This window comes from Luteococcus sp. H101, from assembly GCF_038433155.1.
Lineage (GTDB): Bacteria > Actinomycetota > Actinomycetes > Propionibacteriales > Propionibacteriaceae > Luteococcus.
The window spans coordinates 29,601-51,654 of the sequence record NZ_JBCDMW010000034.1 but is presented as its reverse complement, the minus strand read 5'-3'; the positions used below and the strand labels follow the sequence as shown (position 1 = coordinate 51,654).

18 protein-coding genes and 1 pseudogene are annotated in these 22,054 nt (G+C 68.8%); 10 read left to right on the top strand and 9 right to left on the bottom strand.

Annotated elements, in window-relative coordinates:
* Positions 1-22: 22 nt before the first annotated feature.
* The 3 genes from AAEX60_RS13800 (at position 23) to AAEX60_RS13790 (ending at position 3,584) form a co-directional block, all read left to right on the top strand.
* Complete coding sequence (locus AAEX60_RS13800; protein ID WP_342104143.1) at positions 23-1,192, top strand: Gfo/Idh/MocA family protein; 1,170 nt, start codon at positions 23-25, stop codon at positions 1,190-1,192.
* Positions 1,193-1,199: 7 nt separating this feature from the next.
* Positions 1,200-3,080 (top strand): glycoside hydrolase family 35 protein, encoded by a 1,881-nt coding sequence (locus AAEX60_RS13795; protein WP_342104142.1) that lies wholly within the window; start codon positions 1,200-1,202, stop codon positions 3,078-3,080.
* Positions 3,081-3,182: 102 nt separating this feature from the next.
* Complete coding sequence (locus AAEX60_RS13790) at positions 3,183-3,584, top strand: NUDIX hydrolase (RefSeq protein ID WP_342104141.1); 402 nt, start codon at positions 3,183-3,185, stop codon at positions 3,582-3,584.
* A 36-nt stretch (positions 3,585-3,620) separates the two neighbouring features.
* Here AAEX60_RS13790 and AAEX60_RS13785 read toward each other — a convergent pair whose 3' ends face one another.
* From AAEX60_RS13785 to AAEX60_RS13775, 3 genes are all read right to left on the bottom strand, one after another.
* Positions 3,621-5,453, bottom strand: a complete 1,833-nt coding sequence (locus tag AAEX60_RS13785; protein WP_342104140.1) for an AMP-dependent synthetase/ligase — start codon at positions 5,451-5,453, stop codon at positions 3,621-3,623.
* A gap of 114 nt (positions 5,454-5,567) precedes the next feature.
* Entirely contained in the window at positions 5,568-7,490 is a 1,923-nt protein-coding gene (locus AAEX60_RS13780) for an AMP-dependent synthetase/ligase (RefSeq protein ID WP_342104139.1), read from the bottom strand.
* On the bottom strand, positions 7,490-8,284 hold the full coding sequence (locus tag AAEX60_RS13775; protein WP_342104138.1) for a deoxyribonuclease IV: 795 nt from the start codon (positions 8,282-8,284) through the stop codon (positions 7,490-7,492). The genes AAEX60_RS13780 and AAEX60_RS13775 overlap by 1 nt, the downstream gene beginning before the upstream one ends.
* A 141-nt stretch (positions 8,285-8,425) precedes the next feature.
* On the opposite strand from AAEX60_RS13775, the gene AAEX60_RS13770 reads away from it, so the two are divergent.
* The 3 genes from AAEX60_RS13770 to htpX all read left to right on the top strand — a co-directional run bounded on the left by AAEX60_RS13770 (position 8,426) and on the right by htpX (position 12,401).
* Positions 8,426-8,884, top strand: coding sequence for a hypothetical protein (locus AAEX60_RS13770; RefSeq protein ID WP_342104137.1), 459 nt, complete (start codon positions 8,426-8,428; stop codon positions 8,882-8,884).
* A 72-nt stretch (positions 8,885-8,956) separates the two neighbouring features.
* The gene (gene pta / locus AAEX60_RS13765) at positions 8,957-11,050 is read left to right on the top strand and encodes a phosphate acetyltransferase (protein WP_342104136.1); all 2,094 of its coding nucleotides are present in this window, start codon (positions 8,957-8,959) and stop codon (positions 11,048-11,050) included.
* Positions 11,051-11,516: 466 nt separating this feature from the next.
* On the top strand, positions 11,517-12,401 hold the full coding sequence (htpX, locus tag AAEX60_RS13760; protein WP_342104135.1) for a zinc metalloprotease HtpX: 885 nt from the start codon (positions 11,517-11,519) through the stop codon (positions 12,399-12,401).
* Positions 12,402-12,562: 161 nt separating this feature from the next.
* Here the strand turns inward: htpX and AAEX60_RS13755 are convergent, their stop codons facing one another.
* A complete protein-coding gene (locus AAEX60_RS13755) occupies positions 12,563-14,050 on the bottom strand; it encodes a carboxyl transferase domain-containing protein (protein ID WP_342104134.1) in 1,488 nt (495 codons plus the stop codon).
* Between the two features lie 175 nt (positions 14,051-14,225).
* Between AAEX60_RS13755 and AAEX60_RS13750 the strand changes: the two genes are divergently transcribed.
* The 4 genes from AAEX60_RS13750 to AAEX60_RS13735 all read left to right on the top strand — a co-directional run bounded on the left by AAEX60_RS13750 (position 14,226) and on the right by AAEX60_RS13735 (position 17,626).
* The gene (locus AAEX60_RS13750; RefSeq protein WP_342104133.1) at positions 14,226-15,416 is read left to right on the top strand and encodes an acetate/propionate family kinase; all 1,191 of its coding nucleotides are present in this window, start codon (positions 14,226-14,228) and stop codon (positions 15,414-15,416) included.
* 1 nt (position 15,417) lies between these two features.
* Positions 15,418-15,729, top strand: coding sequence for a monooxygenase (locus tag AAEX60_RS13745; protein ID WP_342104132.1), 312 nt, complete (start codon positions 15,418-15,420; stop codon positions 15,727-15,729).
* 335 nt (positions 15,730-16,064) lie between these two features.
* Positions 16,065-16,421: a non-heme iron oxygenase ferredoxin subunit gene (locus AAEX60_RS13740; protein WP_342104131.1), complete on the top strand. Its 357-nt coding sequence runs from the start codon at positions 16,065-16,067 to the stop codon at positions 16,419-16,421.
* Between the two features lie 5 nt (positions 16,422-16,426).
* On the top strand, positions 16,427-17,626 hold the full coding sequence (locus AAEX60_RS13735) for an NAD(P)/FAD-dependent oxidoreductase (protein ID WP_342104130.1): 1,200 nt from the start codon (positions 16,427-16,429) through the stop codon (positions 17,624-17,626).
* A 20-nt stretch (positions 17,627-17,646) separates the two neighbouring features.
* On the opposite strand, the gene AAEX60_RS13730 is transcribed toward AAEX60_RS13735, so the two are convergent.
* The 5 genes and pseudogenes from AAEX60_RS13730 to AAEX60_RS13715 form a co-directional block, all read right to left on the bottom strand.
* Positions 17,647-17,805, bottom strand: coding sequence for a hypothetical protein (locus tag AAEX60_RS13730; protein WP_342104129.1), 159 nt, complete (start codon positions 17,803-17,805; stop codon positions 17,647-17,649).
* Between the two features lie 58 nt (positions 17,806-17,863).
* Positions 17,864-18,859: pseudogene (locus AAEX60_RS16415) on the bottom strand (MFS transporter); the annotation flags it as partial.
* 166 nt (positions 18,860-19,025) lie between these two features.
* On the bottom strand, positions 19,026-19,778 hold the full coding sequence (locus AAEX60_RS13725; protein ID WP_342104128.1) for an ATP-binding cassette domain-containing protein: 753 nt from the start codon (positions 19,776-19,778) through the stop codon (positions 19,026-19,028).
* Between the two features lie 152 nt (positions 19,779-19,930).
* Positions 19,931-20,959, bottom strand: a complete 1,029-nt coding sequence (locus AAEX60_RS13720; RefSeq protein WP_342104127.1) for an ABC transporter permease — start codon at positions 20,957-20,959, stop codon at positions 19,931-19,933.
* A gap of 71 nt (positions 20,960-21,030) precedes the next feature.
* Positions 21,031-22,011 carry a substrate-binding domain-containing protein gene (locus AAEX60_RS13715; RefSeq protein WP_342104126.1) on the bottom strand — a complete coding sequence of 327 codons (981 nt, stop codon included), beginning with the start codon at positions 22,009-22,011 and terminating at the stop codon, positions 21,031-21,033.
* Positions 22,012-22,054 lie beyond the last annotated feature (43 nt).

Genomic DNA, 22,054 nt, shown 5'->3' with positions numbered 1-22,054 from the left:
GTCAGTGAGGAGATGGCTGGTCATGCAGGATCTGAGAATCGGAGTCGTGGGGTACGGAGCGCGCGGCGGGCTGGCCCGGCACGCGCATCGCCCGGGGGAGGGGTCCGCGGTCACCGTCGTCTGCGAACCCACCGACCGGGGGATCGAGGACGCCCGCAAGCGCCTGGGCGATCAGGTGCGCTGCGTGCGCACGCTCGACGAGTTGTTGGAGCAGCCGCTGGATGCGGTGATGGTGCTCTCCCCCGACCACACCCACGCGGAGATCGCCCGTCGCACCCTGGCCGCCGGGTTGGCCACCTTCAGCGAGAAGCCGATGGCGATCACCCTGGACGACGCCGACAGCATGCTCACCACCGCGCGGGAGCACCAGACGCGGCTCTACATCGGCCACAACATGCGGCACATGCCGGTGATCCGGCAGATGAAGCAGATCATCGACTCCGGCCGGATCGGCCGGGTGCGCGCGGTGTGGTGCCGGCACTTCGTCGGCGCCGGCGGTGACTTCTACTTCAAGGACTGGCATGCCGAGCGCAGCAAGGTCACCAGCCTCCTGCTGCAGAAGGGGGCCCATGACCTGGACGTGATCCACTGGCTGGCGGGGGGCTACACCCGTCGGGTCTCCGGGATCGGCAAGTTGGCCGTCTACGGCGACATCACCGACCGGCGGGACAATTCCGACCGTCGGATGTGGGACTGGTACAGCGCGGACAACTGGCCGCCCACCGCGCAGACCGAGCTCAACCCCACCATCGACGTCGAGGACATCTCGATGCTGAACCTGGTGCTGGACAATGGCGTGCTGGCCAACTACGAGCAGTGCCATTTCACGCCGGACTACTGGCGCAACTACACCGTGATCGGCGACGCCGGACGGATCGAGAACATGGGCGACGAGGGCGGTGACTTCATCAACATCTGGACCTCGCGGCACGGCGGTGCCGGCCGGCCGGATGCCGTCGAGGTGATTGACCGGGGCGACGGCGGGCACGGTGGCGCCGACCCGAACCTGGTGGCGGAATTCCTGCGCTTCGTGCGCGAGGGTGGCCGCACCGACGTCTCGGCCGTGGCGGCCCGGGAGGCGGTCGCCACCGGCTGCGTGGGGGCCGAGTCCATCCGCACCGACGGCTCCCTGCTGGAGGTCCCGGCCCTGCCCCAGGACCTGCGGGACTACTTCGACCACGGGCAGGTGTGAGCGCCTCGTGGCAGCCACCCCCGGCAGCACCCTGCAGCTGGCTGCGGACGGCCTGACCCGGTTGGGCCGTCCGCACCAGATCATCTCCGGAGCCATCCACTACTTCCGCGTCCACCCCGCGCTGTGGGAGGACCGGCTGAAGCGCCTGGTGGCCATGGGGTGCAACACCGTCGAGACCTATGTGGCCTGGAATCTGCACGCCCCCACCCCGGACCGGGTGGACTTCACCGGGCCGGCCGACGTGGAACGCTTCCTGCAGCTCGCCGGGAGGCTGGGCCTGGACGCCATCGTGCGCCCGGGGCCCTACATCTGCGCCGAGTGGGAGGGCGGCGGCTTTCCGGGGTGGCTCCTGTCCGACGACGTGCTGGGGCCCACGCCGTCCCTGCGTTGCCTGGATCCGCGCTATCTGCGCGCCGTGGATGACTGGTTCGACATCCTGATCCCCCGGATCGCCCGCCTCCAGCACTGCCGCGGCGGGAATGTGGTGGCGGTGCAGGTGGAGAACGAGTACGGCTCCTACGGGGATGACCGTGCCTATCTGGAGTACCTGCGGGACGGCCTGCGCCGTCGGGGCATCGACGAGTTGCTGGTGACCAGCGACGGCCCCGATGAACGCTGGCTGCGCGGCGGCGTGGTGCCGGGAGCCTGGCCGACGCTGAACTTCGGCTCCCGCACCGAGCAGGTGCTGATCCGGGCCCGCAAGGAGCTGGGCGACGGCCCCCAGATGTGCATGGAGTTCTGGAATGGCTGGTTTGACCACTGGGGCGAGGAACACCACCTCCGCCCGGCCGGGGAGGCGGCCGACGAGCTGGCCGAGATGCTGCGGCTGGGCATGAGCACCAACATCTACATGGCGCACGGCGGCACCAGCCCCGGCCTGTGGGCCGGAGCCAACACCTACCGCGGAGTCCACCAGCCCACCATCACGAGTTATGACTACGATGCGCCGATCGCGGAGGACGGGAGCCTGACCCCCAAGTTCCACGCCTACCGGGAGGTGATCTCCCGGCACCGCGAGTTGCCAGCCCTGGACGAGCACCTCGCGCAGTTGGGTATCGACGCGAGCCCCCGGCCCCTCCCGGCCGGGGAACTGCCCTGGCAGTCGATGGTGCCACTGGGCCGGACCCCGGTCTGGCAGGCTCCGGGTACCCGTCACCCCAAGCCACCCAGCTTCGAGGAGCTGGGCCTGGAGCGCGGGATGCTGCTGCTGCGGCGACGGGTGGAGCTCAGCCTCGACCCCGACGGGGTGCCCTACCCGCTGGTCTTCCACAGTCTGGCCGACCGGGCCCATGTGCTGGTGGACGGCGTCCTGGCGGGGGTTGCCAGCCGCAATGACTCGCCACCCACGGTGTCCTTGGCCGGCCTGCCCGGGCTCCCGACCAGGCGCGACGCGCACCACGAGGTGCTGCTGGAGGTACTGGTGGAGAACCAGGGCCGGGTCAACTTCGGCCCCCTGCTGGGTGAGCGCAAGGGAATCCTGGGCGGTATCTGGCACGGGATGCGCTTCCTGCTCAACTGGGAGGTGGTGCCGCTGCCGCTGGAGGAGATGGGCGGTGTGCTCACCGAAGCCTGCCGCTCCACGGTTGCGGCCGGTGCGCCCACGCCGCCCCTGCTCGCCACCACGACCCTGCAAGCCACCGGCGGCCGGCACGCCCTTCTGGACACCTCGCGCTGCGGGCGGGGGATTGCCTGGGTCGACGGCCACTGCGTGGGCCGGTACTGGGCCATTGGGCCACAGCAGACCCTGTACCTGCCCCCGCCGTTGCTGGGCCCCGGCGAGCACCGGGTCACCATCCTGGAACTGGAATGCCCGTCCCCCCGGATCTCACTGGCCGACCGGCCGGAGCTGGCACGCACCCGGGTGGCCGAGGACGGGAGTCGCCCCTGATGCCGCAAGGACCGGGCCCCAGCGCCGGGCCGAGCCCGGTGGCGGAAGCCGTCGACGCCGCCGCAGATGCCCAGGTCACGCGGATCGGATAGCGTCGCCCGGGTGAACGATCACCAGCCGGTCATCCGGGTCTCCGCCGTCGTCCTGCGCGACGAGCGGGGCCACTTCCTCACGGTGCGCAAGCGCGGCACCAGCATGTTCATGTTCCCGGGCGGCAAGCCGGAGCCGGGCGAGGACCCAGCACAGACCGCACTTCGGGAACTGCATGAGGAGTTGGGCGTCGCGCTGGACCCCGACCGGCTGGAACTGATCGGGACCTTCAGCGCCGCGGCCGCCAATGAGGCGGGACACCTGGTGGAGTCGGTGGTCTTCAGCCACCCGTCGGTCCCGATCCACGGGGTGGCCGCGGAGATCGAGGAGCTACGTTGGCTGGACGCGACGCTCCCCTTCCCCGCCGACCAGGCCCCGCTGAGCCTGGCGGTGCTGCGCCACCTGGGCTTTTGAGCCGCTTCCCGTGCGCCCGTGGCCCTGCCGTGGGGGCTACTTCTCCGGGGACCCCTTGCGGCGCTCGGCCATCTTGGCGTACATGTCGTCGATCACCTCACCGAAGCGCTTCTCCACCTCGCGCCGCTTCACCTTCAGCGTCGGGGTGAGCAGCCCGTTGTCCATCGTGAAGTCCTCCAGCAGCACCCGCAGGTCCCGGATCTGCTCGTGGCTGGGGAGCTTGGCGGTCAGCGCCAACACCCGCTGGCGCAGCTCCTCGGCCACCTCGGAGTTGTCCATCAACTCGGCCGGGCTAGCATAGCTGATCCCGCGCTTCTCCGCGATCTCCGCCAGGTGCGGCAGCGACGGCTTGACCAACAGGGTGAGGCAGGGGCGGTTGTCGCCCAGCAACACCGCATGCTCGAAGAGCGGGTCGGCCAGCAGCAGACCCTCGATCGGCTGCGGAGCGATGTTCTTGCCATTCAGGGTGACGATGATGTCCTTGAGTCGGTCATTGATCACCAGGTAGCCGTCATTGTCTACGTACCCGCCATCGCCGGTGCGCAGCCAGCCGTCCTCGGTGAAGGCCGCGGCAGTGGCCTCCGGATTGTTCCAGTAGCCCTTCATCACGTTGGGCCCCTGGTACAGGATCTCCCCACCCTCGCCGATCCGCAGCTCGCCACCGGGCATCACCGGCCCACAGGTGCCGAACTTGAAGGCCGTCGGCGGATTGAAGCTGACCAGCGGAGAGGCCTCGGTCAGTCCGAAACCCTGCAGCACCAGCAAACCCGCTGCGGAGAAGAACTCCTCCACCTGGACCCGCAATGGCGCGCCGCCGCAGGCCAGCACCTGCTTGTTGCCCCCCATCGCCTCACGGATGCTGGACAGCACCAGCTTGTCCGCCAGCGGAAGCTGGGCGCGCCAGTACAGGTTGGGCTGCTTGCCCTTGCGGAAGGCGCGTTGGCACTGACCACCCACCCGCAGCGCCCAGTCGAAGATCCTCTTGCGAGCGGGGTCGTTGGCCACCTTGGCATGCGCCGTCGCGTAGACCTTCTCGAACAGCTTGGGGACGCTGGCCATCATCGTCGGCTTGGCCCGCACCAGCATGTCCGCCACCTGCTTGGCATCGGGCACGTAGGTGTTCATGCAGCCGTGACTGACGACGAAGGTGAACCACCCGCGTTCCAGTGCGTGGGAGAGCGGCAGGAAGCACAGGCTGTGGTCATCGGGGGTGACGTAGTTGAAATGCACCTCGAGCGCGGCGACCTGCGCCATCATCGCCTTGTGCTGCAGCATCACACCCTTGGGATCCCCGGTGGTGCCGGAGGTGTAGATGATCGCGCTCAGGTCATCCGGGCTGACGGCGTTGAACCGTCGCTCCACCTCCGCGTCCAGCTCGGCCAGCCGAGCCTCGTCACCGGACACCTCGTCGAACTGCGTCAACCCCGTCACGAGCCCGGGCTCCCCCAACCCCACGGGCAGCGAATCGATCGAGACCAGCTTGAGCACGCTGGGCATCTCGGGCAGCACCTCAAGGCAGCGACGCGCCTCGGACTCCCCACCGACGAAGATCAACCGTGCGCCGGAGTCGTTGATGATGTGCCTGATCTGCTCCGAGGTGCTGGTGGCGTAGATCGGGGTGGGCACCGCTCCGATGGTCATGCAGGCGTAGTCGATCTGGGTCCACTCCGGGCAATTGTGGGCAAAGATCGAGACTCGGTCACCCGCCTGCACGCCGGCGTCCACCAGGGCGCGCGCCGTCCGGTGCACCGCCAGGGCGAGCTCGGAATAGGTCTGTACCACCCAGTCGTCGTCGACCAGGACCCTGGTTGCCGGCCGATGACCGTGCTCGGCGACGACGGAACGGAACATGTGGGCGAGGTGTTCCATGCCAGACCTTTCGGAGAGACGGAGGGGAAACCTACGGTTGCGTAGCCAAGATTCTTGCATCCGCGGGGCCATTCCGCCACGTCGACCCCCACAAGTCCTCAGCCGATCTGGGGTTCAGCGACGCCGCGAGCGCTTGAGTTCCGCGTAGAGCTGCTCGATCTCCTTGGCAAAGACCTTCTCGATCTCCCGGCGCTTCAACTTCATCGTCGACGTGACCAGGCCGCTCGCCAGGGTGATCCGGTCATTGGCCAGCACCACCCCGCGCACCTGCTCGTGGTGCGCCAGTTCCTCGGTCAGCTTCGCCACCCGGGAGCGCAAGGCCTCGATCACCGTGGGATCACGGGTGAGCTGCTGCGGGTCGTCGTCCAGCCCCAGCTCGTCGGCCAGACTCTTCCAGCCGTCGCGGCTGGGCTGCACCACCGCCACCAGGCAGGGCCGGGCATCCCCCACCACGATGGTCTGCTCGAAGATCGGGTCGGCCATCAGCGCGGCCTCCACCGCCTGCGGCGCCACGTTCTTGCCGTTGGCGGTGACGATGATGTCCTTCAGCCGGTCGGTGATGGTGACGAATCCCTCCGGATCCACGTAGCCGACGTCGCCGGTGTGCAGCCACCCGTCGCGGATGGCGGCCGCGGTGGCCTCCGGATTGTTCCAGTAACCCTTCATCACGCTGCCGCCGCGGACCAGGATCTCCCCGCCGTCGGCGATGCTCAGGTCACTGCCCTTGATCACGAAGCCGACGGTGCCCAGCTTGTAGTGGTTGTTGCGGTAGATGGTCATCATGGGGCCGGATTCGGTCAAACCGTATCCCTGGCCCAGCAGGATTCCGGCGGCGGAGAAGAATTCCTCCACCTCACGCCGCAGCGGGGCACCGCCGGAGACCATCAGGGTCTTGTTGCCGCCGACGGCCTGCCTGATCTTGGAGAGCACCAGCTTGTCCGCCAACGGCAGCTGCGCCCGCCAGTAGGCCGCGGGTTGCTTGCCCTTGCGGTAGGCGCGTTGGCACTGGCCGCCCACCCGAAGGGCCCACTCCATGGTCTGCCGGGCCGCCGAGCCGGAGGCCTTCTCCTTGGCGCCGGCCATCACCTTCTCGAACAGCATCGGGACACTGACCAGCAGCGTCGGCTGCGCCTTGGGCAGCAGCTCGCCGATCTTCTTGGGGTTGGGGCAGTAGGTGTTCTGGCAGCCGCAGTGGAACAGGTGGAAGGTCCACAGCCGCTCCAACGAGTGCGCCAGCGGCAGGAAGCAGACCGAATGGTCCTCGGGCTGGAAGTCCCAGCAGTCGTCGATGGCGGCCAGCTGGTTGCCGAAGCCGCCGTGCGTGAGCATGACACCCTTGGCGATGCCGGTGGTGCCCGACGTGTAGACGATGGTGGCGACGTCTTCCGGCCGGCCGGCCGCGATGCGCCGCTCCACCTCGTCGGTCTGGGAGGCATTGTCCTCGGCCAACAGCTCGGCCAGCGACGTCAGGCGGGGCACCGGGTCGAAGGAGAAGACGGTCACCCCTTCAGAGTCCGTCGACATGCTCCCCAAGCCCATCGACGGGTCATCGGACGCCGCCACACCCAAGGCCTCGAAGACCAGTTCCGCTTCGCGCTGCCCGGCGACGAAGACCCAGCCCGCACCGGAGTCGGTCAGGATGTGCCGCACCTGCGCGGCCGTCGAGGTGGCAAAGATCGGCACCATGATGGCGCCCGCGCTCAGCCCACCCAGGTCACAGACCGACCACTCCGGCCGATTGCTGCTGAAGATCACCACCCGCTCCCCGGGCTGGACACCGCGGGCCACCAGCGCCCGGGCAAGCGCCAGGATTTTGGTGTGGAAGTCCGGGTAGCTGTCCACCTGCCACTGGCCGTCGGGTCCCTCGACGCGGGTCGCCGGCCGGGTCGCGAAGCGCACCGCCGAGTCCGCGATCATCCGGGCCAGGTGGAAGTTGCTCTCGTCGATCACCTGCGCGGGGGAGGTACGCGGCACCGGCGGCAGATCCGGCCGGGGGGCAATCACCTTGGGGCTCGGTCCGGACTGGTCAATGCTCATCAGGCGAGGTTCTCCTTCAGGTAGTCCAGCTCCAGGGCGTGTACCTGGGCGTCCCCAGGGGTTTCCAGCACCAGGGGTGCGGCGGCCAGCCTAGCCACCTCGGTCAGACCCGAGGGATCCACCTGCCCCTGCCCCAGGTTGGCGTGCCGGTCGGCGCCGGAGTTGAAGGCGTCGCGGGAATCGTTGACGTGCACCAGGTCGATCCGGCCGGTGATGGCCTTGATCCGGTCCACCAGACCGACGAGTTCCTCACCGCCCGCGTGCGCATGACAGGTGTCCAGGCAGAAACCCACCTGGTCGGCATCCGACGCGGAGCCGATGGTGCTCCACAGCTGGTCGATCCGCTCCAGGTGCCGGGCCATTGCATTGGCGCCGCCGGCGGTGTTCTCGATCAGGATCGGGCAGGCCATCTCCAACCCGTCGACGGCCTTGCGCCAGTTGTCGAAGCCGACGGCCGGGTCATCCTCCTTGCCGACGTGGCCACCGTGCACGATCACCCCGGCCGCCCCGATCTCGGCAGCCGCCTTGACGTTCTGCTGCAGCAGCTTGCGCGACGGGATCCGGATGCGGTTGTTGGTGCTGGCCAGGTTGATCACATAGGGGGCATGCACCCACAGCTGGATGCCGGCCGCCTCGGCGTCGGCCTTCAGCTGCTCCGCGCCGCCGGCATAGTCCACCCGCGGCCCCTTCCAGCCCTGCGGGTCGCCCAGGAAGAACTGCACGGCGGTGGCCCCGCGGGCGGTGGCCTCCGCAATCGGGTCAGTCTGGTCAACATGCGCACCCATCTGGATCATGACCACGACTCTAATCGGCACCTGTGACATTTCCGCGCCACCGACGCCTTCGCACCGCCACCCCTCCGCCCGGGGCCCATGGGCCGGGCGCATCCGGGCGCGTCCGGGCACCTGCGACAAAGAATCTGCGAAACTGTGGGCATGAGCCAGCACCAGCACACCCCGGGCCAGTCGAGCATCGCCGACCCGAATGCCCTGCTCGCGGTGTCCCGCCGAGCCGGACGCACCTTTGCCCTGTACTTCGTGCTGCTGGGGTTGGCGGCGCTGGTGGCCGGCTTCCTGCTCAGCGTGCTGAGCCTGAAGATCGCCATTCCCGCCGCCCTGCTGGTGGTCGGCGCGTGCGTGGCCGCGTTGGGCATCTTCGCCAACAACCACCGGCACATCGCCCGCCAGTTCAGCCACCTGGCCCGCCCCTTCTGGCTGGCCTACGGCTTCGCCGTGCTGCTGGCAATCCTGGGCGTTGCCTTCTGGGCCGGCCACGAGTGGATCGGCTGGGTTGGCGGTGGCCTGGGCCTGGTCGACGGGCTGGCGGCCGGCCACTTCATCGACCGCGCCTCGCAGGCCGCCACCCGTTCCACGGCGGACTCCGCCGTCCACTGACCGGTGCCGGGCGGTTCCGGCAGACCGGATCCCGCGTTCCCAGCCGATGCTCGGCGGGGGTAGGGTCGCAGTGTGACCACAGCCGTATACATCGCGTCCTCCGAGGGTGGTGTCGGCAAGAGCACGATTGCTCTCGGCCTTGTCGAAGCCCTCGCTCGTACCGTCAACTCCGTGGGAGTCTTCCGTCCGCTGGTGAAGCACGCGGACGACGACATCGTCACCCGCACGCTGATCGCCCAGGAGGCGGTCCCCCAGTCCTATGACGACGCCATCGGCATCGACTACGCCGAGTTCGCCGCCGATCCCGACGAGGCAATGACCACGATCGTCAACCGCTACGAGACGCTGCGCAAGAAGTACGACGCGCTGGTGATCGTCGGTTCGGACTACGCCGATGTCTCGGCCCCGATCGAGATGAACTTCAACGCCCGGGTGGCCGCCAACCTGAACGCCCCGGTGCTGCTGGCCGTGCGCGGCAAGAACCGCACCGTCGACGAGGTGCGTCGCTCCGCCGAGGTGGGCTTGGCCGAGTTCGAGCGGCTGCACAATTCCATCTTCGCGGTGATCGCCACCCGGATTGCCCCCGAGCTGTCCGACGAGGCCCGGATCGCCCTGGCCGGGATCCGCGGTGACCTGGTCACCGGTGTGCTGCCGGAGACCAACCTGCTGGCCGCCCCCACCGTCGAGATGCAGGTGGACGCCTTGGGTGCCGACCTGTGGATCGGCAGCCAGCGGGAGCTGAGCAAGGAGTCGCTGGGCATCACTGTCGCCGGCATGACCCTGCCCAACCTGCTGAACCGGATGCAGCCCGACCACACCGTCGTGATGCCCGCGGACCGGGTGGACCTGCTGCCCGGCCTGGTGCTGGCGCACCGCTCGCAGTCCTTCCCGGACCTGGCGGCCGTCGTGCTGACCGGCGGTTACGAGATCCCGGCCAATGTGCGCACGCTGATGAACAGCATCGACGCCCGGCTGCCGATCTGCACCGTCCAGGAGACCACCTACGAGACGGCCCAGCGGCTGTCCCGGCTGGAGGGCACCCGCACCAGCTCCCCGCGCAAGATGGAGATCAGCCGCAAGCTGTTCGCCGACAACATCAACGGGGCCCAGCTGCTGGACTCGCTGGCCCGGCACGGCTCCGAGCTGCGGACCCCCCTGATGTTCGAGAACCAGATCATGAGCATGGCCCGCTCCGACGTGCGCACCATCGTGCTGCCCGAGTCTCAGGACGACAGGATCCTGGAATCGGCCGCGATCATCCTGGAGCGCAATGTGGCCCAGATCGTGCTGCTCGGGGATTCGCTGACCATCAACAAGCGCGCCCGCAAGCTCAAGATCGACCTCTCCAAGGCCCGGATCATCGACCCGACCGACGACGAGCTGCTGAACAAGTTCGCCGGCGAGTACGCCAAGCTGCGCGCCAAGAAGGGCGTCACCTTCGAGCAGGCCAAGGAGAAGCTGGCCGACCCGTCCTACTTCGGCACCATGCTGGTGCACTTCGGGATGGCCGACGGCATGGTCTCCGGCGCGGTGAACACCACCGCCAACACCATCCGGCCCAGCCTGGAGTTCATCAAGACCAAGCCGGGCATCAAGGTGGTCTCCAGCTCCTTCCTGATGTGCATGCCGGACCGGGTGCTGGTCTTCGGGGACTGCGCCGTCAACCCCAACCCGACGCCGGAGCAGCTGGCCGACATCGCGATCAGCTCCGCCGACACCGCCAAGTCCTTCGGGATCGAGCCCAAGGTGGCCATGCTGAGCTACTCCACCGGCGAATCGGGTTCCGGCCCGGACGTCGACGCGGTGCGCGAGGCCACCGAGCTGGTCAAGCAGGCCCGCCCCGACCTGGTGGTGGAGGGGCCGATCCAGTTCGATGCCGCGATTGATCCCACCGTGGGGCAGAAGAAGATGCCGGGTTCCCCGGTGGCCGGCCAGGCCACGGTCTTCGTCTTCCCGGACCTGAACACCGGCAACAACACCTACAAGGCCGTGCAGCGGACCTCCGGCGCGATCGCCGTCGGCCCCGCCCTGCAGGGTCTGAACTGCGCGGTCAACGACCTCTCCCGGGGTGCGACGGTGGACGACATCGTCAGCACCGTGGCGATCACCGCCATCCAGGCGCAGGAGCGCCCGGCCGGTGCGGGTTCGCCGCTGCGCGAGGCCTGAGCCAGTACCGACCAAGCCCCTCGACGGGTGACGGGACCCGGTCCCCGAGCCCGACGAGGGGCTTCGTCACGTCCTGGGCCACCTCGGCAACGCCCCGTCTGGATTCGCACCCATCGAAGCCACGATCCCCGCGCCTGTCCGAGGTTCCACCGCCCAGCAGCCGGTCCTGGCGTCCCCTGAGTCGCTGGGCAGGTCCCACCCAGCCACCCAGACATGGGCAACTCCCCCTGCTCGGCCATGGGCCCCTGCCCAGGTGATCGGCACAGATTGGCAGCGGCAAGCGCCCAGGACACGGCTTCCCGGCAGGGCCTCCACATGGGTTCCCCGGTTTGTGCCACAAACTGCATCCTGATCCGGACCCAGTGCCTATCTGGCATCGGGTCGCAATCAGAATGCAGTTTGTGGCGCAAACCTCGAGATCGCATCCCACCGGGAAGGATTTGGCCGCGCCGGACGTTGTGAAGGCATGCACAACCACTTCAACGGAGTGAAGACCGCGATGCTGTTCGGCGGTATCTTCGGCCTGCTCCTGCTGCTGGGTGGCGCCCTGGCCGCGTACACCAACAACTCCACCTTCATCTGGGTCTTCGCCCTGTTCGGCGTCGCCAGCACCTTCTACAGCTACTGGAACTCGGACAAGCTGGCCATCCGCGCCATGGGCGCGCAGCCGGTCAGCCCTGAGCAGGCGCCCGGGATGTACCGGATCGTGCAGGAGCTGTCCGCCAAGGCCGGGCAGCCGATGCCCCGGCTCTACATCAGCCCGACGATGAGCCCCAATGCCTTCGCCACCGGCCGCAACCCGCAGCATGCCGCGGTCTGCTGCACCCAGGGCATCCTGCAACTGCTGGACGAGCGGGAGCTGCGCGCGGTGCTGGGCCATGAGCTGATGCACGTCTACAACCGGGACATCCTGACCGGCTCGGTGGCGGCGGCCATCGCCGGCGTGATCAGCTCGGTGGGCCAGATGCTCAGCTTCGGCGCCATGTTCGGCGGCGGGCGCAGCGACGAAGACCGGGGCTCCGGGATCGGCATCCTGGTGGCCGCGCTGATGGCGCCGCTGGCCGCCTCGGTGATCCAGATGGCGATCAGCCGCACCCGGGAGTTCGACGCCGACGAGGACGGCTCCCAGCTCACCGGGGACCCGACTGCCCTGGCCCGCGCCCTGATGAAGATCGAGCAGGGCGTGTACTCCGCGCCGCTGCCGCCCACCAAGGATCTGGTGAACGCCAGCCACATGATGATCGCCAACCCCTTCGGTGGCCTGAACGTGCGCCAGCTGTTCAGCACCCACCCGGCCACCGCGGACCGGATCATGCGGCTGGAGCAGCAGGCCCAGCGGATGGGCCAGTAACCGCCCAGCCCCGAGGGGCCCACCCACAACAGATGCAGGAGGGGTACCCAGCGCCACCATGGCGTTGGGTACCCCTCCTGCATCTGTCCTCGGCCCGCCCCGGCAGGGCCTGCATCTCTTCCTTTCCCCATTCAGTCCCGACGGGAGCCTCGTCGCGTCCCTCAGCGGCCCATGCTGCGGAAGCGTTCCCGGCGTCGGGCCAGGCGCTCGTCGTCGGGCATGTCCAAGAGCTCGTGCAGGTGGTGCGCGACGGCCTCCCCCACCGCGTGGCAGAAGACCTCGGCGCCGTCGCCGGACATCTCGTCGGGCTCGCTGACCACCTCGTCCACCACGCCGTCCCGCTCCAGGTCAAAAGCGCCCAGCCGCTGGCGACGCGACATCTCGGCCGCCATGTCAGAGCTGCGGTGCACAATGGCGCTGGCCCCCTCCGGCGGCAGCGGCGCCAGCCAGCCCTTGCCGGCGCACAGCATCCGGTCGGCCGGGAGCATCGCCAGGGCGGCGCCACCACCACCCTGCCCCAGGATCACCGAGACGGTGGGCACCGGCAGGTCGGCCAGCCAACCCAGGGTGCGGGCAATCTCGCCGGCCAGGGCCATCTCCTCGGCCTGCTGGGTCAGCGCCGCGCCGGGGGTGTCGATGATGCTGACCACCGGCAGGTTCAGCTCGTCGGCCAGCCGGAATCCTCGTCGGGCCAGCCGCAACCCGGCCGGGGAGAGTGGCTCGCCGTGGCTGGCGGACCGGTCGTGCCCCACCAGCACGCATGGGATGTCGCGGAACTTGGCCAGGCCGACGCGCACCGCCGGATCCACCTGGCCGTCACCGGTGCCGCTGAACCACACCATGTCCGTGCACTCGAAGTGCGCCAGGTCCACCAGGCCCGGCCGCGCACTGTCCCGGGTGGCCTGCACGGACTCCCACGGATCGGCGTCGGTCACCAGGCTGGCGGCCTCGCGACGCACCACCCGCGGGCCGGTCCGTGGCGCGCCGGCGGCCGACAGCAGGGTGGCCCAGACCGCGCGCAACTCGTCGTTGGGCACGACGGCGTCGACGATCCCGCGCTGCTGCAGGTTCTCGGCGCGCTGGATGCCCTCCGGGATCATCTCCCCGGCAATCGCCTCCTGGGCGCGCGGCCCCAGGAAACCCACCAGCGCCCCCGGTTCGGCCGTCGTGTACTGGCCCAGGGATCCCCACGACGCCAGTACCCCGCCGGTGGTGGGGTGGCGCAGGTGCACCAGGTAGACCAGCCCGGCGTGGCGGTGGGCCTGCACCGCCTGCCCGATCTTGACCATCTGCACGAAGGCGGCGGTGCCCTCCTGCATCCGGGTGCCGCCGGAGCACGGCGCGGCCAGCAGCGGGATCCGCTCGGCGGTGGCGCGGTCCACGGCCTGCAGGATCAGGTCGCTGGCGGCGTGCCCCACCGATCCGCCCAGGAAGCGGAATTCGCCCACCACCAGGGCCACCCGACGCCCGTCCAGTGTGGCCTCACCGGTGAGCACTGACTCGTCCAGCCCGGTCTTCTCCCGAGCTGCAGCCAGCTCGGCGGCATAGTCCGGGTCATCCGGGGTCTCCAGTGGCAGCCGCCACGGGGTGAAACTGCCCTCGTCGACGACGGTCTGGACAAACTGGGTGGCGCTGAGACGGGTGGACATCGCTGGCTCCTTCGGACGCGGGACGCCGTCGTCTCGCTGGCACCAAAGTAATTGGCCCACCCCGTCCAGCAACAGCCCCGTGCCAGTGGGCGGGCAGTGCTGGCTTGTACCCGCCGGAAACAGCCACGGCGATCCCCGGGAAAATTGCCCGGGGGCCGCCCGATAGGCTGGCGCCATGCCGAAGCCCATCCTGCTGCTCAACTGCGGATCGTCCAGCATCAAGTACCAGATGATCGACGCTGACACCGAAGACGTGATGGCCGTGGGCCTCGTGCAGAAGGTCGGTGAACCGACGCCGGGCACCATCGATCATGAGGTGGACGGCGAGGAGTTCCACGACAGCACGTACTTCCCCAGCCACACCGAGGCGATCGCCGCCGTGGTGAAGATGTTCGACAACTACGGCCCGGACATCACCGACGCCGTCGCCGTCGGCCACCGCACGGTGCATGGCGGCACCGACTTCAACTCCACCACCATCATTGACCAGGCGGTGATCGACAAGCTGGTGCACCTGTCCGGCCTGGCCCCGCTGCACAACCCGCCCGGCATCGCCGGCATCCGGGCCGCCCGGGAGATCCTGCCCGACGTGCCGCACGTCGCCATCTTTGACACCGCCTTCTTTGCCGAACTGCCGCGCGCCGCGCACACCTACGCCATTGACCAGCAGCTGGCCCACGAGCACCAGATCCGTCGCTACGGCTTCCACGGCACCTCGCACCAGTACGTCAGCGGGCAGGCGGCCAAGTTCCTGGGCAAGGACATCTCCGAGCTGAAGCAGATCGTCTGCCACCTGGGCAATGGCGCGTCGGTTTCCGCCATCGACGGCGGTCACCCGATCGAGACGTCGATGGGCCTGACCCCGCTGCAGGGCCTGGTGATGGGCACCCGCTCCGGCGACGTCGACCCGGGCCTGCACGCCTACCTGGCGCGCGAGATGAAGCTGGACACCGCCGAGGTGGATTCCCTTCTGAACAAGCGTTCCGGGATGCTGGGGCTGACCGGCAAGACCGACATGCGCGACATCGCGAAGCTGATTGCCGAGGGCGACGAGAATGCCCAGATCGGCATGGAGGTCTACGTCCACCGCCTGGTGGGCTACCTGGGCAACTACATCGCCCACCTGGGCGGGATCGACTGCATCACCTTCACCGCCGGCGTCGGGGAGAATGCCGCCGATGTCCGCAAGGCCGTGGTGGACAAGCTGGGCTACTTCGGCGCCGTGCTGGACGACGACGCGAACCTGGTGCGTTCCAAGGAGCCGCGGCGGATCTCCACCCCGGAGTCCAGAGTGGAGATCCTGGTGATCCCCACCAATGAGGAGCTGGCCATGGTGCGGGAGACCATCAAGGCGATCGGCGCCTGAGATGGCCGTCCTGGTGCAGATGAACTTCGCCCACCACGGGCCGTGGGGCTCCGAGATGTCCGACGGCTTCCGGGAGCTCGCGTCGACGATCAACGACGAGCCGGGCTTCCTGTGGAAAGTGTGGATCGAGGACCAGCCCGGCGAACTCTCCGGCGGTATCTACGTCTTCGACAGCCGGCAGCACGCAGAGGCCTATGTCGCGATGCACCGCGAGCGCATGGCCGGCTTCGGCGTGACCGCCATTGAAGTGCACTTCTTCGACGTGAACGAGCCGCTCAGCATCCTGAACCGGGCGACGCTGGCCGGCTGCTGAGGCCGTGCCCCGCCCTCGTCGCCGACTGGGGGGGTCAGCGACGACGGGCGGTGGCCAACGGCGTCCGGGATCAGGCCTCGAAGACAGCTTCCTCGATGAAGCGCTCCTGGTGCGTCTGGCGCCGCGCCGTCTCCTTGGACAGGAAGATGGCGAGCATTGCTTTGAGCACCACTACAACCGCTGGCAGCCGACCACTCCGGAGGGCTTCAGCGGCACCATCGTGTGGCTGGCCAGCTGACCGAGCCCACCTCCCGGTCCCCGAGCCCGTCGAGGGGGCCTCACTGCAAAACTGGACTTCCCGGCATCGACGCCGGAACACCACGAAGGAGAGAGCAATGCCCGAGCCGATCAAGGTTGCCAACGCCGGAGACATCGAGGACGAGGAGGCCATCATCGTCGACGGCGAGACCAATGGCACCGGCGAGGACATCGCCGTCTTCTTCTCCGACGGCAACTACTACGCGCTGAATGACGTCTGCACGCACGAGACCGCGTCGCTGGCCGACGGCTGGATCGAGGGCGACGAGGTGGAGTGCCCGCTGCACTCGGCCAAGTTCTGCCTGTCCACCGGCGCCGCCAAGTGCCTGCCGGCCAGCATCCCCGCCAAGACCCACAAGGTGGAGGTGCGCGGCGACGAGATCTGGCTCCACCCCGGCACCCCCGTCGAGGGCGCGGCCCTCGCGGCCGAGTGATGCCGATGAAGGTCGTCATCGTCGGCGGCGGGCTGGCCGGTTTCACCACCGCCCAGGAGCTGCGCAAGCTGGGCAGCGAGGCCGAGATCACCATCATCGACCCGGAGGGCCTGCCCTATGACCGGCCTCCGCTCAGCAAGGAGTTCCTGACCGGCCAGCAGCCCGCCGAGAAGCTCCCCTTCGTGCCGCAGGAGTGGTATGAGGAGAACGGGGTCACGATGATCACCGGCCGGGCCACCGCGATCGACGGCAAGGAACTGACCGTCACCCTCGCGGACGGTCAGGTGCTGGAGGCCGACGAGATCGTGCTCGCGATGGGAGGCCGGCCGCGCCCGCTGCCGATTCCCGGCGGCGAACTGCCCGGCATCTGCACCCTGGTGACCAGGTCCCAGGCCAGCCAGCTGCGGGAGCAGCTGACGCCCGGCCGTCGGATCTGCATCATCGGCGCCGGCCTGATCGGCTCCGAGGTTGCCTCGACGGCCGTTGCCGCGGGCTGCGACGTGACCCTGGTCAGCTCCTCACCGGTGCCTGGTGTGCCGCTGTGGGGTCGGCCGCTGGCCGAGCGGCTGCACCAGATGCACACCGACAAGGGCATTCGGGTGATCAATGCCGTGCCGCATGAGGTGGAGCAGGCCGGGGAGGGCTTCCGGGTCCACCTGTCCTGTGAGGAGACCGTCGAGGCGGACACGCTGCTGGCCAGCATCGGCACCGTGAACGAGTGCGAGCTGGCCGAGACCGCGGGGGTGACCGTCGACGGCGGCATCATCGTGGACCAGCGTCAGCAGACCTCCATCCCGCACGTCTGGGCGGTGGGCGACGTCGCCCGGATGCTGCGCCCCGACGGTTCGGTGGTGCCCGGGCATGGCCACTGGGAGACGGCGATGCACTCCGGCCAGCGGCTGGCCGCGGTGTTGACGGGCGGCAGCGTCACGGAGCCGGCGGCGCCCTGGATGTGGTCGGATCGCCACGGGGTGCACGCCGAGGCCGTCGGCGGCCTGGCCGGTGGCCAGCTGATCACCCGGGAGGTGGACGGCGTGCCGGTGGCCTCGTTCAACCTGGACATCGAGGGGCGGATGGTGGGCGCCGCGGCCATCGACGGTGGCAACACCGTGCGCGCCGCCCGTCGGATCATCGACCGGGGGATCATCGTCGACCCCGAGAAGCTGGCTGACGCCTCGATCGACCTGAAGAAGCTGACCCGCTGAGGCGGGGGCGTCGCTGGGCCTCAGCCCTGCCGGGCGACTCCCTTGGGCAGACCGATCCTCCCGGCGAAGGCCGTCATCCAGGCCGCCCCGGCAACGGCGATTCCGCCGATCGCCAGCACCGCGGCCTGGACGCTGACCGTCGCCACCAGCAGCGAGATCAGCAGCGGCCCGCCCAGCACACCCACATTGCTGAACAGCGCCCAGACCCCCCAGGAAGCGGCCGCGCCCCTGGCTGGGGCTCAGGTCGGCGCCGATCGTCATGTTCACCCCGGCGCCCAGACCATTGCCGACGGCCATCACGACGACGGCCAGCACCATGCCCACCAGCCCCCACCAGGCGCTGAACGGAACCACCAGCAGGAAGCCGGTGCCGTAGATCAACAGGCAGGTGATCAGGATCATCGCCCGGCCCAGCCGGTCCTTGAGGTAACCGCCGGGGAACATCAGGATGATCTCGATTGCCGCACCGGCGGCGATCACCAGCGAGATGGTGGATTCATGCAGACCGATGTGCACGCCCCAGAGCTGCACGGTCACGGGCTGCGCGACGCGGGCGACGGCCAGGGTGGTGATGGCTATCCCCGCCAGGATCACCCGGCTCCAGCGGACACCGCTGGGCGAGGAGGCCTCGACAGGCTCGGCCATCGTGGTTGGTTCGGCGCGCACGTCACCACCAGCGGCCTCGACAGGCTGGGCCATCGTGGTTGCGTGGGCAGCGACGGAACCACGGTCCCCGCGCCTGTCGAGGGGTTGGGCGGCCACCACGGACCCTTCCGGGCGATAGAGGATCGCGACGGCCAGCACCGCGCAGAGCACGCTCAGCACGAAGACGCTCCACAGCGGCAGCCAGAGCAGAAGCACACCGCCCACCAGCGGGCCGATCAGGTTGCCGATCCGCATGGTGCCGCCCAGCGCGGTCATTGCCCTGCCCACCTCGTCGGGGCCGACGTGATCCGCGGTGTAGGCCTGCCGAGCCAGGCTCCAGATGTTCATCGCGGGTGCCCGGCCGAAGGCGGCGGCCATGAACAGCACCAGCGCCCCACGCCCGCCCCAGACCAGCGCGGCTATGGTCACGGCGGTGAAGACGGCGATCACCCCGGTGGCCAGCAGCATCGCGCGCTTGTCACCCAACCGGTCGATCAGCCGGCCGGCATGCACCGTCGTCGCCAAACCGATCCCACCGACGATCGCAACGATGGCCGCCGCCAGCGACGCGGAGGCGCCCAGCTGCATCGCGGCCAGTACCTGCACCGGTACCGTCGCCCCGCCAGCAACGCCGATCAGCAGCGACGGGGCCAGGATCGGCCAGAACAGCCGTCGATACAGGGAGGGAACGCGCACCCGGTCAACTGTGCCACGACCGGGGCTGCCCACAGCCAGGTCCGACGTGCGCCGGGGCTCAGGCCTGCAGCTCGTGCGCCAGGGCGTCCAGCTCGGCCCCGCCGGCCATCTCCGCGGTCAGCTGGTCCAGCGTGATCGACTCCTTGGTGCCGTCCAGGCTCACCCGCCCCAGCTTCAGCACGACGAAGTGGTCGCCCACCAGCCAGGCGTGGTTGGGGTTGTGGGTGATGAAGACCACCGCGACGCCGGCCTGGCGGGCCTTGGCGATGTAGCGCAGCACCACGCCGGACTGCTTCACGCCCAGCGCGGCGGTCGGCTCGTCCAGCACCAGCACCTTGGCGCCGAAGTGCACCGCCCGGGCGATCGCGACGCACTGGCGCTGCCCGCCGGACAATGACCCGACGGGGGTCTCCAGGTCCGGGATGTCGATCCCCATCCGGCGCATCGCGTCGCCGCTGATCTGCTTCATCCGGGCGATGTCCAGCCGGCCGAAGGGCTTGCGGGTCAGCTCATTGCCCAGGAAGAAGTTGCGCCAGACCGCCATCAGCGGCGCCAGCGCCAGGTCCTGGTAGACCGTCGCGATCCCGGCGGCCTGGGCATCCCGGGGGGAGCCGAAGCGGGTGGGTTCGCCGGCCACCAGCAGTTCCCCCGACGAGTGCTCGTGCAACCCCGCAATGATCTTGATCAGGGTGGACTTGCCGGCGCCGTTGTCACCCAGCACGCAGGTGACCTCACCGGCGCGAGCCACCAGGTTCACCCCGCGCAGCGCCTCGACATTCCCGTAGCTCTTCCCCGCGTCCTTGAGTTCCAAGATCGCGGTCTCCCCAGCCCCGGATCCTTCCGAGGCCGTGGATGGGACTGGATCTTCCTCTGACGAGCGCAGCTCCGAGCCTGCGAGGAGCGAGACGCGCGAGTCCTTCGGGGGGTTCAAGGGGGGTCGTCCCCCCTTGCTCTGCTCAGCACTCATCGCTGTTCCGCCTTTCGCTTCAGCCAGACATTCAGCAGCGTGGAGGCCAGGAGCATCACGCCCAGGAAGGTCTTGAACCAGTCGGGATTCCAGCCGGCGTAGTTGATGCCCAACTGGGTCATGCCGTAGATCAGCGCCCCGACGGAGGCACCGACGACGGACCCGAAGCCACCATTCATCAGGCAGCCGCCGATCACCGCGGCGATGATGTAGATGAACTCCTTGCCGACACCCTCACCGGACTGCACCACGCCGTAGCCGAACAGCAGGTGCATCCCGCTCAGCCAGGCACAGAAGCCGACGAACAGATAGAGCGCCACCTTGGTGCGTCGCACCGGCACACCGGAGGCGCGGGCGGCGGACTCGTCGCCGCCGACGGCCAGCACCCAGTTGCCCTGCCGGGTGCGCAGCATGATCCATGCCCCCACCAGGGTGAGCAGCAGCCAGAAGAGCAGGGTGATCCGCAACGTGATGGTGTGCCCGCCGAAGTTCAGCGCAAACTGGGCGGCAAACAGCTTGCGGGCGGATTCCCAGCCCTCCATGTCGCTGATCGACGCCGAGGCGACGCCGCCGCTGACCCAGCGGGTCACACCCAGATTCACGCCCTGCAGCACGAAGAAGGTGCTCAGGGTGGTGAGGAAGCTGGGCAACTTGGTGCGCACCAACAACAACCCGTTGACCAGGCCAATCGCCAATGTCACCAGCAGCGCCAGCAGCACCCCCACCCAGACGTTCAGGTTGAACCACCAGCTGAGCAGGGCCGCGGCCAGACCGGCGGTGGTGACCAGCACGCCGGCCGAGAGGTCGAACTCCCCACCGATCATCAACATGGCAATGGGAACGGCCATCATGCCGATGGTCGACGCCTGGTAGAGGATTGTCCCGATGTTGTCCAGGTTCCGGAAGCTGGGGGCGACGGCCAGGAAGAAGACCATGATCGCCAGCCCGCCCACCAGGGACCCGATCTCCGGGCGCACCAGCAGCCGGGTGGCCAGGGAACGCTCGCGGGTCCGGTCGTCGGCCACCTGTTCGCCCAGTGGGTCACCATTCCCAGGCCCGCCCTCTGCTGTGGCGACGGCACCTGTTTCCTGCGCACTCATCGCTTGCCCGCCGCGGCGTAGGTGGCGACGCTGTCCACATTGGACTTGTCAATGAAGGCGGGCCCGGTCAGCGTCGCGGTGCCGCCGCCAATCGAGTTGCCATTGGTCTTGTAGAGCCACAGCGCGTCGACGGCCAGGTAGCCCTGCAGGTAGGGCTGCTGGTCCACCGCGAAGGCGATGCTGCCGTCCTGAATGGCCTTGACCAGCTCGGCATTGGTGTCGAAGGTGGCGACCTTCGCGCTCGACTTGGCCTCCTTGACCGACTTCACGGCGGTCAAGGCGACGGATGCCTTGAGCCCCAGCACGGTGTCGATCTGCTTGTCCTGCTGCAGCTTGGCGGTGATCTTGGTCTCGACGTCGGCGATGTCAGTGCCGGTGACATAGAGCGTCTCGGTGGTGGGCAGCACCTGCTTCACGCCGGCGCAGCGGGATTCATTGCCCACATTGCCCTGCTCGTGCAGGATGCACAGCACCTTCTGCGCCCCGTCGGCCTTGAGCTTCTCGCCGGTCTTCTGGCCGGCCACCTTGTCCTCCTGGCCGAAGAAACCCTGCACGCCCAGCCCCTGCCAGACGTCGACGCCGCCGTTCAGCGCGGTGACCGGGACGCCAGCCTTGACGGCCGCCTTGACCGCCGGGGTCATCTGCTCCGGCTTGGACAGGGTGACGGCAATCCCGTCCACCTTCTTGTCCACCGCGGCATTGACCAGGTTGGCCTGCTCGGCACCCTCCGGGCTGGCCTGGTACTCCAGCGCGATGCAGTCCTTCTTGGCGGCGTCCTCCGCGCCCTTGCGCACCAGGTCCCAGAAGTCGTCGCCGGGAGCGGAGTGGGTGATCATCGTGACCTTCATGGTGGTGCTGGCGCAGCCACCGCCGGCGGCCGACTTCTCGGCGGCCGCTCGGCCACCGGTGGCCGAGCAACCAGCCATCAGCAGGAGGGAGGCCACGATGGCCAGGCTGGGGATCAGACGGGACTTCACGGGGTTCTCCTGTGGGGAGAGGTGACAAGGACAGGTGACAAAG

Excerpts from the sequence above, each read along its gene's own strand:
- AAEX60_RS13800 (WP_342104143.1), top strand. The coding sequence starts at position 23 with ATGCAGGATCTGAGAATCGGAGTCGTGGGGTACGGAGCGCGCGGCGGG.
- AAEX60_RS13785 (WP_342104140.1), bottom strand. The coding sequence starts at position 5,453 with ATGGAACACCTCGCCCACATGTTCCGTTCCGTCGTCGCCGAGCACGGT.
- AAEX60_RS13780 (WP_342104139.1), bottom strand. The coding sequence starts at position 7,490 with ATGAGCATTGACCAGTCCGGACCGAGCCCCAAGGTGATTGCCCCCCGG.
- AAEX60_RS13775 (WP_342104138.1), bottom strand. The coding sequence starts at position 8,284 with ATGATCCAGATGGGTGCGCATGTTGACCAGACTGACCCGATTGCGGAG.
- AAEX60_RS13770 (WP_342104137.1), top strand. The coding sequence starts at position 8,426 with ATGAGCCAGCACCAGCACACCCCGGGCCAGTCGAGCATCGCCGACCCG.
- htpX (WP_342104135.1), top strand. The coding sequence starts at position 11,517 with ATGCACAACCACTTCAACGGAGTGAAGACCGCGATGCTGTTCGGCGGT.
- AAEX60_RS13755 (WP_342104134.1), bottom strand. The coding sequence starts at position 14,050 with ATGTCCACCCGTCTCAGCGCCACCCAGTTTGTCCAGACCGTCGTCGAC.
- AAEX60_RS13750 (WP_342104133.1), top strand. The coding sequence starts at position 14,226 with ATGCCGAAGCCCATCCTGCTGCTCAACTGCGGATCGTCCAGCATCAAG.
- AAEX60_RS13745 (WP_342104132.1), top strand. The coding sequence starts at position 15,418 with ATGGCCGTCCTGGTGCAGATGAACTTCGCCCACCACGGGCCGTGGGGC.
- AAEX60_RS13740 (WP_342104131.1), top strand. The coding sequence starts at position 16,065 with ATGCCCGAGCCGATCAAGGTTGCCAACGCCGGAGACATCGAGGACGAG.
- AAEX60_RS13735 (WP_342104130.1), top strand. The coding sequence starts at position 16,427 with ATGAAGGTCGTCATCGTCGGCGGCGGGCTGGCCGGTTTCACCACCGCC.